The sequence below is a fragment of the Jatrophihabitans lederbergiae genome (assembly GCF_031845305.1).
Classification (GTDB): Bacteria; Actinomycetota; Actinomycetes; order Mycobacteriales; family Jatrophihabitantaceae; genus Jatrophihabitans_A; species Jatrophihabitans_A lederbergiae.
This window is the reverse complement of sequence record NZ_JAVREH010000005.1, coordinates 37,296-51,671: the sequence shown is the minus strand read 5'-3', so window position 1 is coordinate 51,671 and position 14,376 is coordinate 37,296. Positions and strand designations below refer to the sequence as shown.

At 70.5% G+C, this 14,376-nt stretch carries 15 protein-coding genes; 4 read left to right on the top strand and 11 right to left on the bottom strand.

What is annotated here, in order from left to right; all coding sequences use genetic code 11:
- Positions 1 to 32 precede the first annotated feature (32 nt).
- The gene (locus RM423_RS05460) at positions 33 to 827 is read right to left on the bottom strand and encodes a thymidylate synthase (RefSeq protein ID WP_311421993.1); all 795 of its coding nucleotides are present in this window, start codon (positions 825 to 827) and stop codon (positions 33 to 35) included.
- A gap of 99 nt (positions 828 to 926) precedes the next feature.
- On the opposite strand from RM423_RS05460, the gene RM423_RS05455 reads away from it, so the two are divergent.
- The gene (locus RM423_RS05455) at positions 927 to 1,427 is read left to right on the top strand and encodes a DUF2505 domain-containing protein (RefSeq protein WP_311421992.1); all 501 of its coding nucleotides are present in this window, start codon (positions 927 to 929) and stop codon (positions 1,425 to 1,427) included.
- A 6-nt stretch (positions 1,428 to 1,433) separates the two neighbouring features.
- Here the strand turns inward: RM423_RS05455 and galT are convergent, their stop codons facing one another.
- From galT to RM423_RS05430, 5 genes are all read right to left on the bottom strand, one after another.
- Positions 1,434 to 2,513, bottom strand: a complete 1,080-nt coding sequence (gene galT, locus RM423_RS05450; protein WP_311421991.1) for a galactose-1-phosphate uridylyltransferase — start codon at positions 2,511 to 2,513, stop codon at positions 1,434 to 1,436.
- Positions 2,510 to 3,301 carry a DeoR/GlpR family DNA-binding transcription regulator gene (locus tag RM423_RS05445; protein ID WP_311421990.1) on the bottom strand — a complete coding sequence of 264 codons (792 nt, stop codon included), beginning with the start codon at positions 3,299 to 3,301 and terminating at the stop codon, positions 2,510 to 2,512. Before RM423_RS05445 ends, galT begins: the two co-directional genes overlap by 4 nt.
- A 63-nt stretch (positions 3,302 to 3,364) precedes the next feature.
- Positions 3,365 to 5,014: a DNA repair helicase XPB gene (locus RM423_RS05440; protein ID WP_311421989.1), complete on the bottom strand. Its 1,650-nt coding sequence runs from the start codon at positions 5,012 to 5,014 to the stop codon at positions 3,365 to 3,367.
- Between the two features lie 73 nt (positions 5,015 to 5,087).
- Complete coding sequence (locus tag RM423_RS05435) at positions 5,088 to 7,493, bottom strand: helicase-associated domain-containing protein (protein ID WP_311421988.1); 2,406 nt, start codon at positions 7,491 to 7,493, stop codon at positions 5,088 to 5,090.
- Between the two features lie 15 nt (positions 7,494 to 7,508).
- On the bottom strand, positions 7,509 to 7,700 hold the full coding sequence (locus RM423_RS05430; protein ID WP_311421987.1) for a hypothetical protein: 192 nt from the start codon (positions 7,698 to 7,700) through the stop codon (positions 7,509 to 7,511).
- Positions 7,701 to 7,765: 65 nt separating this feature from the next.
- Here RM423_RS05430 and RM423_RS05425 point away from each other — a divergent pair, with 65 nt between their 5' ends.
- Positions 7,766 to 8,473, top strand: coding sequence for an MOSC domain-containing protein (locus tag RM423_RS05425; protein ID WP_311421986.1), 708 nt, complete (start codon positions 7,766 to 7,768; stop codon positions 8,471 to 8,473).
- 7 nt (positions 8,474 to 8,480) lie between these two features.
- On the opposite strand, the gene RM423_RS05420 is transcribed toward RM423_RS05425, so the two are convergent.
- Positions 8,481 to 8,720 (bottom strand): hypothetical protein, encoded by a 240-nt coding sequence (locus RM423_RS05420; protein ID WP_311421985.1) that lies wholly within the window; start codon positions 8,718 to 8,720, stop codon positions 8,481 to 8,483.
- Between the two features lie 161 nt (positions 8,721 to 8,881).
- On the opposite strand from RM423_RS05420, the gene RM423_RS25425 reads away from it, so the two are divergent.
- Together RM423_RS25425 and RM423_RS05410 are read left to right on the top strand one after the other, a co-directional pair.
- Entirely contained in the window at positions 8,882 to 9,265 is a 384-nt protein-coding gene (locus RM423_RS25425; RefSeq protein ID WP_396327607.1) for a cold-shock protein, read from the top strand.
- Between the two features lie 154 nt (positions 9,266 to 9,419).
- Positions 9,420 to 10,628, top strand: coding sequence for an MFS transporter (locus RM423_RS05410; RefSeq protein WP_311421984.1), 1,209 nt, complete (start codon positions 9,420 to 9,422; stop codon positions 10,626 to 10,628).
- Here RM423_RS05410 and RM423_RS05405 read toward each other — a convergent pair.
- The 4 genes from RM423_RS05405 to RM423_RS05390 are packed head-to-tail and all read right to left on the bottom strand — an operon-like array spanning position 10,625 to position 14,296.
- The gene (locus RM423_RS05405) at positions 10,625 to 11,443 is read right to left on the bottom strand and encodes a 1,4-dihydroxy-6-naphthoate synthase (RefSeq protein WP_311421983.1); all 819 of its coding nucleotides are present in this window, start codon (positions 11,441 to 11,443) and stop codon (positions 10,625 to 10,627) included. The two genes, RM423_RS05410 and RM423_RS05405, sit on opposite strands and share 4 nt — an antisense overlap.
- A complete protein-coding gene (locus RM423_RS05400) occupies positions 11,440 to 12,150 on the bottom strand; it encodes a futalosine hydrolase (RefSeq protein WP_311421982.1) in 711 nt (236 codons plus the stop codon). Before RM423_RS05400 ends, RM423_RS05405 begins: the two co-directional genes overlap by 4 nt.
- Positions 12,151 to 12,161: 11 nt before the next feature.
- Positions 12,162 to 12,650 (bottom strand): DUF2771 family protein, encoded by a 489-nt coding sequence (locus RM423_RS05395; RefSeq protein WP_311421981.1) that lies wholly within the window; start codon positions 12,648 to 12,650, stop codon positions 12,162 to 12,164.
- Positions 12,647 to 14,296 carry an MFS transporter gene (locus RM423_RS05390; protein ID WP_311421980.1) on the bottom strand — a complete coding sequence of 550 codons (1,650 nt, stop codon included), beginning with the start codon at positions 14,294 to 14,296 and terminating at the stop codon, positions 12,647 to 12,649. The genes RM423_RS05395 and RM423_RS05390 overlap by 4 nt, the downstream gene beginning before the upstream one ends.
- Between the last annotated feature and the right edge of the window lie 80 nt (positions 14,297 to 14,376).

Genomic DNA, 14,376 nt, shown 5'->3' with positions numbered 1-14,376 from the left:
GGGACGGCAGGGACGGAGCGGGAACAGCGAGCTCAGACGGCGATTGGGGCCTTTATGCCAGGGTGCGGGTCGTAACCGAGCAACTGGACATCACCGATCTCGAACTCCGTGAGCTCCTTGCGCTCGGGGTTCAGCCGCAACACCGGCAGTGGACGCGGCTCCCGGCTCAACTGCAGCGTGGCCTGCTCGACGTGGTTGAGGTACAGGTGCGCGTCGCCGAAGGTATGCACGAAGTCACCGGGCTCCAGCCCGCAGACCTGGGCCACCATGTGGGTGAGCAGCGCGTAGGACGCGATGTTGAACGGCACCCCAAGAAAGAGGTCGGCCGAGCGCTGATAAAGCTGGCACGACAGCCGGCCGTCAGCCACATAGAACTGGAACATGGTGTGACACGGCGGCAGCGCCATGTCGTCCACCTCGGCGACATTCCAGGCGCTGACGATGTGCCGCCGGGAGTCAGGATTGGTCCGGATCGAGTCCAGCACCCTGGCGATCTGGTCGATGTGGCGTCCATCCGGCGCAGGCCAGGACCGCCACTGGTGGCCGTAGACCGGCCCGAGCTCGCCGTCGGGATCGGCCCACTCGTCCCAGATACTGATGCCGTGCTCCTGCAGCCAGCGCACGTTCGTGGAGCCCTGCAGAAACCAGATCAGCTCGCCGACGACGGACTTCAGATGCAGCTTCTTGGTCGTGACCGCCGGAAAGCCCTCGGTCAGATCGAAGCGAAGTTGGCGACCGAACACGCTGAGGGTTCCGGTGCCGGTACGGTCCCCCTTACGGATGCCGTTGGCCAGGACATCGTCGAGTAGTTCCAGGTACTGCCGCACTCTCGAAAACTACCAGCCGGAGCACCCCCAGTCCGGAGACCCCGCCCGCCGGCCAGCCCTATTGCGGCGCCGTGAACGGTGATCGGCCATGATCGAGGTATGAAGCTAACTGTCGAGAGTGCGTCGCCGGCCACGGTGGAGCAGATTTACGCCAGCCACATCCAGCAGGCCGTACGCGAGGAGGCCTGCCGCCAGTCCGGCGCGCTGTCCTTCGAGGTCGCCGTCACGCCCACCGCCGACGGCGGGGACGAGGTGCGCGTCGATCGGGTGATGGCGCCGGACGTGCCCGACTTCATCCGCAGCTTCGTCGGCGAGAGCATCGCGATCCGGCAGGTGGAGCAGTGGACGGCCCCGGACGCCCAGGGCACCCGGCGGGGCGCCATCAGGCTCACGATCAAGAATCAGCCGGCAAGCATGGTCGCCGAGGCGGTCCTCACCAACGCCGGCTCCGGATCGAAGCTGGTGGTGGCGGGAGACGTCAAGGTCGCGATCCCGATCTTCGGACGCCAGGTCGAACCGCAGATCGTCAAGGTGATCGAGTCCGCGCTGCGCATCGAGCAGCGGGTGGACAACCAGCACGCCCAGCGCTCGGTGACGTAGCGCTCGTCAGTCCCCGCGCAACCGGGCGGCGGCGGTCTCGGGCGTGATGTCGTTGATCCAGACGGCCGCTCCGGATTCCGAACCGGCCAGGTACTTCAGCTTGCCCGGCGCCCGGCGGATGGTGAACACCTCGGCTCCCAGATGCCAGGAATGGCGCAGCTGCCGCACCGGGGCCTGGTGCCAACCGGCGATGTAGGGGGCGGGAGTGTCGAAGATCCGGTCGAAGCGCCCCAGCAGGTCCAAGTAGGCCGCCGCCAGGTCATCCCGCTCGTCATCCGACAGGGACGGCAGGTCCCCGACGTGCCGGTTGGCGATGATCCGCGCCTCGTAGGGCCAGCGGGCCGCGAAGGGAACCAGCGCCGTCCAGTGCTCGGTGCGGGCGATGATCCGCTCACCGGCCTCGACCTCCTGGCGCAGCAGTTCGCAACGCAGGCAGTCGCCGTGCTCGGCCTCGTAATCGGCGGCGGCCTGGGCGGCGCGCAGCATCCGCGGCGGCACGAAGGGGTAGCCGTAGATCTGGCCATGCGGGTGGGACAGTGTCACGCCGATCTCTTCGCCACGGTTCTCGAAGCAGAACACGTACTCGACCTCGTCCAGCCCGCTGAGCTCGGCGGTCCGGTCGGCGAGGGCATCGATCACGGTACGGGCGTGGCGCTGGTCGAGCTGGGCGAACGAGGTGTTGTGGTCACTGGTGAAGCACACCACCTCACAGCGACCGGTGCCGGGCCCGGAGCGGAACGGGAAGTCCTCGATGACCGGGACGTGCTGGGCAGCGTCGTTGCTCAGGGACGGGAACCGGTTCTCGAACACCGCGACGTCGTACTCAGGGGAGGGGATCTCGGTCAGGTTGCCGTCGCGGGTGGGGCAGAGCGGGCAGAGGTTCACCGGCGGCTTGTACGTCCGGGACTGCCGGTGACCGGCGATGACCGTCCACTCGTTGAACAGCGGATCCCAGCGGATCTGGGACGACGTCGCGGTCTCGGGCAGGTCCCGCAGATCCTTGGCGGAGCGATCCTGCCCCGGTTGGGAATCGAAGTAGTAGAGGTCCCGGTCGTCGGCGAGCTGCACGTGCTGGCGGTACGTCATGGCGCGGCCTCTTCGGATACGTAGGGAACGAGGATCAGCTCACCGACCGACTCGGCCAGCACGGCTCGCGCCTCGGCCGGCATACCGTCGTCGGTAATCAGGATGTCGGCGGCCGAGAGCGGGCCGAAGTCGGCGAGTCCCACGGTCCCCCATTTGGACGAGTCGGCCAGCACGATGACCGTACGGGCGCGGTCGATGAGGGCCCGGTTGGTCTCGGCCTCGGCGAGGTTCGGGGTGGTGAACCCGGCGTGGCCATCCATGCCGTGTACGCCGAGGAACAGCTGGTCGAAGTGCAGGGACCGGATCGTGGCGTCCGCGACCGGGCCGACAAGAGCCGCGCTACGGGTGCGGACGCCGCCGGTCAGGATGACGGTGTGCTTGCCGGTGGCCGACGTGCTGATCGTGTCGGCGACCGTCGTGGAGTTCGTGACGACAGTCAGCCCCGGAATCGAGGCCAGGTGCTGTCCCAGGCCCCACGTCGTGGTTCCGGCGGACAGCGCGACGGCGGTGCCGGGCTCGATCAGGGTGGCGGCCCGGGTCGAGATCGCGCGCTTGGCGCCCTGCGCCAAACCGCTCTTGGCCTCGAAGCCGGGCTCCTCGGTGACACGCGCGGCCAGTACGGCGCCGCCGTGCACCTTCTGCACGGTGCCGTCGGCGGCCAGCTGGTCCAGGTCACGGCGAACCGTCATATCCGAGACGCCGAGTAGCGTGGTCAACTCGGAGACCCGGACCCCGCCGGCACGGCGGACCTCGTCGAGGATCCGGGCTTGGCGCTGGTGAGCGAGCATACGGCACAGCGTTACTCAAATACCAACAGAAGTCAACAACTTCGCTCAGTCCGGCTGGCACCCCTAGAGCGGCCGCAGCAGGTCGTCGGCGTCCACGATCGTGTACGCGTACCCCTGCTCGGCCAGGAACCGCTGCCGGTGCGCGGCGTACTCGGCATCCAGGGTGTCCCGGCTGACCACGGTGTAGAAGTGCGCCTGGCGCCCGTCGTGCTTGGGCCGCAGCACCCGTCCGAGCCGCTGGGCCTCTTCCTGGCGGGATCCGAAGGTCCCCGAGATCTGGATCGCCACAGCTGCCTCCGGCAGGTCGATCGAGAAGTTGGCGACCTTGCTGACCACCAGCACCCGTGTCTCACCGGAGCGGAACGAGTCATAGAGCCGCTCGCGCTCCTTGTTCGGCGTCGAGCCCTGGATGATCGGGATGTCGCCGAGGTGCTCGGCCACCTCGTCGAGCTGGTCGAGATAGGCGCCGATCACCAGCACCTGGTCGTCGGGGTGCTGGTCGACGATGGCCTTGATGACGGGCAGCTTCGTACGCGCGGTCGCGGCGAGCTTGTACTTGTCCTCGGGCTCGGCGGTGGCATAGCTCATCCGCTCCGCGTCGGTCAGCTGCACCCGAACCTCCGAGCAGTCCGCGGGCGCGATCCAGCCCTGGTTCTCGATGTCCTTCCACGGCGCGTCGTAGCGCTTGGGGCCGATCAGGGAGAACACGTCACCCTCGCGGCCGTCCTCACGCACCAGCGTCGCGGTCAGGCCGAGCCGCCTGCGGGACTGCAGGTCGGCGGTCAGCCGGAAGATCGGCGCGGGTAGCAGGTGCACCTCGTCATAGACGATGAGGCCCCAGTCCCGGGAGTCGAACAGCTCCAGGTGGCGGTACTCGCCCTTACGCCGGGTGGTCATCACCTGGTACGTGGCGATGGTGACCGGGCGGATCTCTTTCTTCTCGCCCGAATACTCGCCGATCTCTTCCTCCGTCAGCGAGGTGCGGGCGATCAGTTCTCTTTTCCATTGTCGGCCGGACACGGTGTTGGTCACCAGGATCAGCGTGGTGGCCTTCGCCTGCGCCATCGCGGCGGCGCCGACCAGCGTCTTGCCGGCACCGCAGGGCAGCACGACCACGCCCGAGCCACCGGCCCAGAACGACTCGACCGCCTGCTGCTGGTAGGGCCGCAGCGTCCAGTCGTCGTTCTCCAGCTCGATCGGGTGCGCCTCGCCGCTGACGTAGCCGGCCAGGTCCTCGGCGGGCCAGCCGACCTTGAGCAGCGCCTGCTTAAGCCGGCCGCGCTCGGACGGGTGCACCAGCACCGTGTCGGGATCGATGCGCTCGCCCAGCATCGGGGCGATCTTCTTCTGCCGCAGCACCTCTTCGAGCACCGCGCGGTCCAGGCTGATCAGGACCAGCCCGTGTACCGGGTGCTTGGCGAGCTGCAGCCGGCCGTAGCGGTCCATGGTGTCGGCGACGTCCACCAGCAGCGCGTGCGGCACGGTGTAGCGGGAGAACCGGACCAGGGCGTCGACGACCTGCTCGGCGTCGTGGCCGGCCGCGCGGGCGTTCCACAGTCCCAGCGGTGTCAGCCGGTAGGTGTGGACATGTTCGGGGGACCGCTCCAGCTCGGCGAACGGAGCGATCGCGGCTCGCGCCTCGCCGGCCATCGGGTGGTCGACCTCGAGCAGCAGCGTCTTGTCGGATTGGACGATGAGAGGTCCGTCGGTCACCCGTGCTCCTTAGAAGATGTCGCTGTGGGATCGCCTGGTTCAAGCGTTTTCGCGGTCTTGATGTTCCCGGACGCTACTCGTCGGCGAGCAGGCTCACGGTGGTGATCCGCTGCAGCGGGTAGCTGCGCAGCCTGCCGTCCGAAGGCTCGTGGCCACGCACCATTCCCCCGCCGAGCGAGATCGGCGTCAGCACGCGCTGGGACGGTGTGCCGGTGTCGTCGACGTAGCCGATCGCGATCGTGCGCTCCTGGCGTACCGCGGTCCGTAGCAGTTCCAGGATCGACGCCGAGGTGACACCGGGGATCTGCTGGGACACCCGGTTGGTCGAGTTGGTGACGGCCGCGGCCAGTCGCTCGCTGGCCCGCAGCCTGGCGACCACCTCGGACAGCTGGGTGTCGGCGAGCACGCTGGCTCTGACCCGCGAGATCCGGGAGTGCTGGCGGCCCGGCACCCGAGGCGTGTCCGCGGCGAGGTTGACGATGGCGCCGTCCGCGGACTCCGCGGCGGGGGCGAAACCGGCCGCGCGCAGCCGCTCCAGCACAACGGCAATGCCGGAGCCGGTGAGAACCACCGTCGGGGCGATCCGCTGCAGACCGAGGGGGACGAGCGCGGGCTCGGCCAGCACCCGGTCCAGCAACGCCTCGTCGTCGCAGCGCAGGTAGCTGGTGGCCGCGCCCGCGCGCAGCCGTCCGTGCTGGGTCGCGACGTCGTTGATCAGGTACTGCAGGGCCTGCGGGACGGGAGTGCGCGAGTGGCTGGTGAAGAACTGCTGCAGATCCGATCCGGTCCGGCCGGCGTCCAGCGCGCGGCGCAGGCTGCCCGGGCCGATCCGGTACACCGAGGCGCCGCCGGTCGACTCCAGATCCGCGGCCAGGCCCAGCTCGCCCTGCAGCTCAGCGGTCGGCGGGCCCGGCACGACGGCGGTCAGGTCCGGTTGCAGCAGGAACTCCTGCACCGGCTCGGGCAGCGCCGCGGTCAGCGTGTCCGCGGCATTGGCCTCGGCCCGGGCGGCGCCGGTCTCGGCACCGTGCAGCAGCGCCCGGGTGTAGCCGGTGATCGCGCCGTAGCCGGTCAGCCCCAGCGTCGCCGCCTCGGCCAGCATCGCCTCGGCGACCGCGCGATTGGCCGACGCCCGGCGAGGAGCCCGCCACGCCAGCCGTGCCAGCACCTCGGCATCCGAGCGCGGGGCGAGGCCGGGAGGCAGCTCGGCGAGCAGCGCCAGCAGCTGCACCCGCAGGGTCGGGGCGCTGTGCCGCTCCACGTCCGAGGACAGCGCGGCGATGGTCTTGTCCCGGTCGTCGCGAGCCCCGACCAGGCCGGGCAGCCGGGTCATCGCCAGCCAGGCCCCGGCGAGCTGAACCCACCGCTGCGCGGTTGCCTGCCGCAGCCAGCCGTCGAAGTCGGTGGTGGGCAGGTACGAGGCATCCACGGTCGTCGAGCTCGACAGCAGGCCGGCCTCGTAGGTGATCTCGACGAGCATGGCGGTGACCGCTTCGGTGACCTGCAGCGCGCGCGACAACCGGCGCAGATCGCGCACGCCGAGGCCGCCGGCCCGTAGCTGTGCCGGGGCATCGCGGGCCAGCTCGTTCAGCAGTAGCTCGACCAGCCGGACCGTCTCGAGCACCTGGGTGGCGCCACCGCCGTCGATCACCGGTGCGCCGCGCTCGGCCACCGCTATCTCGGGCGGTGTGGGCCGGACCGGCCCGGCGGGGTGCTCGCGCAACGCCAGCGCGACCTCGCGGGGTAGCTCCACGGTGGTGGTGTCGATGGGCGCGAGCAACCCGCGTTCGACCAGCGACCGGGCGGGACCGTTGGCGTCGGAAAGGGACGGGGCGAAGGCGTTGCGCAAGGCACCGATGGGTGGTCCGGCGGCGAGGCGGTCCAGGATGGCGCGCTCACCGTCCCCGCACTCGGCCAGCAGCGTGTCCAGCCGCTCCAGGATGGCGGTGGCCGCCGCGTTGCCCGACCGTGGCTGGGTTGCCGGCGGCAGCCCCAGGCGTCGCAGCAACGGGGCCAGCGCGATGTCGTTGACGGCGCTGAACAGGTCGAAGATGCTGCGTCCCAAGCCGGCGGGGTACGAGCCGAGGACCTCCCGCACGGCACCGACCGGGCGCAACTGCTCGTCGCCGCCCCAGATCAGCAGCCAGTCCCGCAGCCGGGTCAGGGCGGCTGCCACGGCATCGGCGTGGTCGAGGGAGAACCAGGAGGCAGTGGTGTCGACGGAGGCGCCCGCACCCAGGCACACCACCACCTCCAGCGTGCGCAGCGTGAAGGCGTCGAGCGAGTCCAGAGCGCGGGAAACCGAGCTTCGGACGCCGGCCCGGCTGGCGAGCGCCGCGAGGTCCACCGGAGCGGGCAGCGCCAGGTCGGGCCGCCGGCGCAGCAGCGCGATCAGCTCGTGGTCGCTGAAGCCGCGCAGCCACCCGGTGAGCGTGGCAGGCCTACCCGATGACCGCTCGATCAGGTCTTCTGCGGTCACCCGCGGCTCGCGCGGTCAGTCACCAGCGCGGTGCGGGCGATTCTCCGGACCGGGGTGGCGGTAGTAGAGGCTCTCGACGGGCAACGGAAAGGTGAGGTCGTCGCCGAACGGGCTCTGCGAGCCGGCCTTGTCGGCCAGCAACTCATTCACCGGGTGTTCGTCGTACGCGCCATCCCAGTTGGACTTCGGCGAAACCGTGCCTGCCATGAGCTGTGCCCCACCCCTGAGTCGAGAACGAACAATCAGTGTGCCACGCCATTAGGCTGGCCGTTGTGTCAGCACCGGCGTCGTCCCTGTTGACGGTCAACATCGTCAGCCGCATGCGCGACGATCCGGCGCTGCGGCCGAACGCGCCGAGACAGCGCAGGTTGCAGACCGGCATCGACAAGCGGCCGGTCGAGCGCCCCGTCACGCTGCGGCGCCTCGGGGTCGACGGCGATCGGATCGGGGACCTGCGTGTGCACGGCGGTCCCGATCAGGCCGTGTACGCCTACGCGATCGAGGACACCGAGTGGTGGCAGCGCGAGGTGGGGCCGGAGCTGGCGTTCCCGCTCGCGCCGGGCTCCTTCGGCGAGAACCTGACGGTGCGCGGCGTGGACGTCACGAATTCGCTCATCGGCGAGCGGTGGCGCATCGGGAGCGCGGTGCTGCAGGTGACCTCTCCCCGGACGCCGTGCACGACCTTCGCCGGATTCTGGGGCGTCCACAAGCTGATCAAGCGGTTCGTCCGCGCGCAGCGTCCGGGCGCGTACCTGCGGGTGTTGACCGAGGGCACGGTACGGGCCGGTGACGAGGTCACCGTCCTCGATCGGCCGGCGCACGGCGTGACGCTGGCCGAAGCCTTCCGTGCCCTCAATGGCGATCTTGCCGCGGCTGAAAGGGTGATCTTGGTCCCCGAGCTGCCGAGCCGGGCGCGGGCCAGGCTGAACCGGCGGCTGGCCGGTGCGGCGGAGCAGTCGCCGGCGCAGCGGCTGTTCTAGCGAATCCTCACCGGTCGTCGAGGGCACGGACAGCGGCTCGCTGATCGGCCCGTCCGGTTCGCACGACCCCGACGACGGCAATGACGAAGCCGATCGGCGCGAGCATGCAGCCGACGTTCAGCCAGACCGATCGGTTGTGGTCGCCGAAGAAGAACGGAACGACGGTGACCGCGAGGAACACCAGGCCGACGAGGAAGAGGGCGAATCCGACGCGGACGGAGGTCGGTCGGGAGGCGGCTGCGGGCATTTCTCCAGTATCGCCGGTGCACCCGTCTGCACCGTCGCGATATCCTGTGATTTTGGCGTCCGCACGTCGTGCGGGCGTCTGCCGTATGTGGGCACGACGTGGCGCCGAAATCGCCGTCCGGGTGGTGTCCGATCTTCGACCGAGTAGTGGGGTGTTCACTCATGCCGTCCGGCAAGGTGAAATGGTTTGACGCCGAAAAGGGCTTCGGTTTTCTCGCCGACGACGCGGGGGCCGACGTGTTCGTGCACAAGGACGCCCTTCCCGCCGGGGTTCCGGAACTGAAGCCGGGGCAGCGGGTGGAGTTCGGTGTCGTCCAGGGCCGCAAGGGAAACCAGGCGCTGCAGGTCCGCCTGCTAGACCCGGTTCCCTCGGTCGTCAAGGCGACCCGGCGTCCGGCGGAAGAGATGACGCCGATCGTCGAGGATCTGATCAAGCTGCTCGACAAGGTCGGCAACTCGCTGCGGCGCGGGCACTACCCGGACCGCTCGGAGGGCAAGAAGGTAGCCACGCTGCTCCGCGCCGTGGCCGACAACCTGGAGTCCTGAGCAGCCGCTGACACTGCGAAAAGGGGCTCCGACGATGTCGGGGCCCCTTTGCTGTGCCCACCCGGCGCCTTGACTGAGGGGTCTCGTCCATTGGGACGATCGTCCCAATGGACAGGAACCAGCGGTAGGGTCCCGAGCCGGGAAGGTGATGGCAATGGGCGACAGGCGTCGCTGGGTAGTGCTCGCGTTCGGCTTGCTGGCGCAGGCTTCGACCTGCCTCTTCCTGTACGGGCTGCCGATGCTGGTGCCGCAGCTGCGGGCGGAGCTCGGCATCTCACTCGGCGCGGCGGGTGCCATCGTGGGTGCGCCGGCCGTAGGACTGCTGCTGACCCTCATCCTGTGGGGAGCGATCGCAGATCGTTACGGCGAGCGGCTGGTCATCACCGCGGGCCTGCTGCTGGCCGCGGCCTTCCTGCTGGGGGCCTCGCGCCTGCATTCACCCACGATGCTGTGCGTGGCACTGGCCGCCGCGGGTGCCTCCGGCGCGTCGGTGAACGCTGCCAGCGGCCGGGTCGTCCTCGGCTGGTTCGCCGCACACGAGCGTGGGCTGGCGATGGGGCTTCGGCAGACCGCCCAGCCGCTCGGGGTCGCAATCGCGGCCGTCGCGCTGCCGCCGGTGGCCGACCGCTGGAGCGTCGCCACCGCCCTGGGAGTCCCGGTCGTGCTGTGTACGGTCATCGGGCTGCTGGTGCTGGTTTTCGTGGTCGATCCGCCCCGGCCCGCGAAGGGGACGGTGGTCGCCCAGGGCTCGCCGTACCGGGTGCCGACCCTGTGGCGGTTGCACGCGGCCTCGACGCTGCTGGTGGTTCCGCAGTTCGCCATCTCGGGTTTCTCGATGGTGTACCTGGTCAGCGTCCGACACTGGGACCCCATCGCCGCCGGGCGGCTGCTGTTCGTGGCCCAGCTGCTCGGCGCGTTCGGCCGGATCGGTGCGGGCGCGTGGTCGGACCGGGTTGCCAGCAGGCTCACTCCGATGCGGCAGCTGGCCGTGGCCAGCGCGGCCGTGATGCTGGCCTTCGCGCTCGGTGACCGGCTGAACTCTGCCACCGTTCTCGGCGTGTTGATCGCCGGAGCGGTGATCACCGTCGCCGACAACGGGCTGGCGTTCACGGCGGTCGCGGAGTTCGCCGGCTCCTCGTGGGCCGGCCGCGCGCTCGGGGCGCAGAACACCGCGCAGAACGTCGCCTCCGCGCTGACCCCGCCGCTGCTGGGCATGCTGATCCAGGCGCACGGTTACGCGCTCGGGTTTGCGGTCGCGGCGGTGTTCCCGCTGCTGGCGATCGCGATGACGCCGGTGCTGGCCGAGCGCAGACAATCCGTGCGGCCCAGCGAGTCGGGCGCCCTGGCAAGCAGGAGGGACTAGCCGGCGCGCAGCGGCCCGATCGGTGGAACCAGCCCGGCTGCGTGCGCCCGGTCGAGCAGGTCTGTGATGGCGGCGTAGCCCTCGTCGCCCAGGTTGCGGCTGAACTCGTTGACGTACAGGGCGATGTGCTGGCGTTGCACGTCGGGATCCATCTCGTCGGCGTGGGCGGCGATGAAATCGGCGGAGGACTCCGGATGCGCGAAGGCGTAGTCGACGGAACTCCGGATCACCCGGGTCAGCTCGGCCGTGTCCAGTTCCTTGCGGGCCAGGATCGCGCCCAGCGGGATGGGGTGGCCGGTGCTCTCTTCCCACCACTGCCCCAGGTCGGCCAGCGCGGTGAGCCCGAATGTCGGATAGGTGAACCGGGCCTCGTGGATGACCAGGCCGGCGTCGAACCGGCCGTCGCGGACGCCCGGCATGATGTCGGCGAACGGCACCATCTCGACGGACGCCGGGACCTGGCCCTGGGCCCACAAGCGCATCAGCAGGTACGCGGTGGTGCGCTCACCGGGGACCGCCACCCGTGCCCCGTCCAGGTTCGTGCGGCCATCGGCCGTCAGCACGAGCGGCCCGCAGCCGCGTCCGAGCGCGCCGCCACAGGGCAGCAGCTCGTACTTCTCGAGTAGCCAGGGCAGCGCCGCGTAGGACACCTTCACCACGTCGAACTCTGCCCGCAGCGCCGCGGTGTTGGTGACGTCGACGTCGGCGAAGGTCACCTTCGTCTCGGGGGCACCCGGAACCAGCCCGTGCGTCCAGGCATGGAACACGAACGTGTCATTGGGGCACGGCGAGAAGGCCACCTCGAGAGCGGTCACTGTGCGGTCTCACTTTCGGTGCGGGGCGGTGATGTGGTCAGGGGTGCCGAGAGCAGCTCGGCAAAGGCGGCCGTGAGCGCGCTCAGCGCCTCGGGAATCCGCCAGGCGGACCGGTCCCGGGGGCCCACCCGGTTCGAGATGGCCCGGAGCTCGGCGAATCGAACGCCGGATCGGGCGGCCGCCTGGTGCACCGCCACCCCTTCCATCGCCTCGGCGAGGGCGTCGGGATGGGCGGTGCGCAACTGGTCGGCGCGGTGCTGGCTGCCGGTCACCGTCGAGACGGTCAGGATCGAACCGGTACGCGCGCCGGTCCGGCGGCCGCACTCCGCAGCCAGCGCCGGGTCGGTGTCGAAGCGCACCGGCCCCCAGCCGAGTTCGGCCATCGACGAGAACCCCTCGGCCGTCTCGGCACCGAGGTCGGCGTGGATCACGGTGTCGGCGACGACCATGCCGCCGACCTCCGCGCCGGGAAAGCCGCCGGCGATTCCGGCCGCGATCACGGCGTCGTAGCCGTTGCGCAGGGCACAGCCGGTCGCCACCGCGGCCGCGACCGGCCCGACCCCGCCGCACACCACGTCGAGCAGTCCGGCCGCGGTGGTGGCGCGATGGACCTCGAGCCCCGCGAGCATGCCGATGGCGACCGGGCGGCCGGACAGGACCGCCTCGCGTTCGGCGGCGGCAGCGGTGACGACGAGCAGGCGGGTCACGACAGCACCGGCTACTGCGTGAGCTGCACGCCGACGAGCCAGGTGGTGAGCTGGTTGCTCGGTTTCAGCGCGGTGACCTGCAGGTAGTAGCTGCCGGTGGTGGCGTCGGGCACCTGCAGCCGGACGGTGTGGTGACCCCTGATCGGGGACGAGGACGCGCCCGGTGTCGTCAGCGCGGTGTTCTTGGTGCCGTCCGAGGTGAACGCCGCCACGATCCAGCCACCGTCAGCCAGCGCCTTCGGCACGTCGACCAGGATCTGGCTGCCGCTCGCCGCCTTGATCTGGCCGACCTTGCTGGACTCGGACTGGCAGCTGCCCAGCACCGTGCACGGCGGCTGCGCGGACACTGCCTGGGACTTGTTGCCTGTGAACATCGTGACCGTGGGTTGCGGCTTGTTGCAGGCGGTCAGCAGCACCGCGGTCGTGACCAGTCCGGCGCCGGCCGCAGCCGCTCGTCCGAGGCGCGGGGTGCGGGGTCGGAGCCGGGTCCAAGACGTCACCGGCCGAGGTTACCTTCGGGGGACAGGCCGGCGGCCAGGGCCTCGCCGCCCTGTGATCTGAGCGCCCTCTCTCGGACGCCCATCGTGACGGCCACCGCGACCGTGACGGCAGCCGAGACGACAAAGCCGAGGTGGCCGTTCTTCGGCGGCAGCACCAGGGCGGTCGCCGCACCCAGCACCCAGGACAGCTGCAGGAACGTCTCGGAGCGGCCGAACGCCGACGACCGGAGCGATTCCGCCACGTCGCGCTGGATGATCGCGTCCAGCGACAGCTTGGAAAGCGCGTTGGCCACCGCGCAGACGAGCATCGCGCCGATCGCCACCGGCAGGCTGAACAGCAGCGCGGCAACCACGCAACCGACTGCCGCGGCGGCGGTGCACCACAGGATGATCAGATCCGGCCGGGCCATCCGCAACCGGGTGCCGATTCCGGTGCCGAGGAAGTTGCCGACCCCGGTGGCCGCGCCCAGCGCTCCCAGGCTGGCCACCGCCTGCCAGCCGTGCGACACCGCCTCGATGTAGAAGGCCAAGAACATCGTCAGGAATCCGGACAGCCAGCGCAGCGTCGACTCGCCCTGCAGCGCCAGGATCACCGGGGCATCGAAGCCGCGTCGGGTCCATGCAGCCAACCTGGCCGGCAGGCTCAGCGACGCGGTCTCGCGTGGTGGCCGCCACCGGCGGCTCGCGGCCGGCGCGGAGTCGACCCGGCTCGACCTCCGGCGCCTGCCACCGCGGCTCCGGCTCCGCGTCCGAGCCGGCCGCCGGGACCTGCGCGACCCTTCGAGGCCGCCACCGCCCGTCCGCAGCCTCGGCGCGGGCGGCAGCGCGTCCACGATCTTGGGCAGCCGGAAGGCGTAGAAGCCTGTCACCGTGAACGCCACCGCGGTGATCCAGAGCCCGAACGGGTAGGAGCCGGTGGCCTTGATCGCCACGCCGACCACGCCACCGCCGAGCACCGCGGCCGTCAGCCCGAAGATGGACAGCCGGGCGTTGGCCTCGACCAGGGTCAAACCGGCGGGCACCAGCCGCGGCGCCGCCGACGAGCGGATCACCGCATAGGCCTTGGACAGCACCAGGGAGCCCAGCGCGGCCGGGAACAGCAGCAGCAGATCGGTGAAGTGCAGCGCCATCACGACGGCCAGCAGCGCCCGGCCCAGTGCCGTAGCGGCCATCACCCAGCGCCGGCCGTGCTGGACGCGGTCCAGCGCCGGTCCGATGATCGGGGCGACGATGGCGAACGGTGCCATGGTGATCAGCAGATAGAGGAAGACGTTGCCGCGCTGGGCCTCGGCCGGCGCCGAGAAGAACACGGTGCCGGCCAGCGCGACCGTCACCATCGCGTCGGAGGCGTAGGACATGACCTGGTTCCAGATCATCGCGGTCAGGCCGGATTCCCGGGCGCCGTCGGCCTCGCTGGCCGAGATGACCTTGTGCGCCACCAGCCGGGAGAAGTAGCGGCTGCGGGCCAGCACCGCGCGGGTCACGGTCAGGTTCCCGGTACCCGCCGGCCGGGCGGACGCGCGCCGTGGCGGAACCGGCTCGTCGCCGGGTTGCTCGCTGCTCTGGTTCAGCGCCCCGTGCAACACGGGCTGGGAGAAGCCGTCGGCGTCCATGCCGCCGTCCGCCGAGTTCTCGCCTGCCGTCACGGGACTTATCCTGCCCCACCGGTCCGGCGGATGCAGCGAACGTGCGCAACGCCGCGAAGAGCACGCGGGAACAGCGGTAA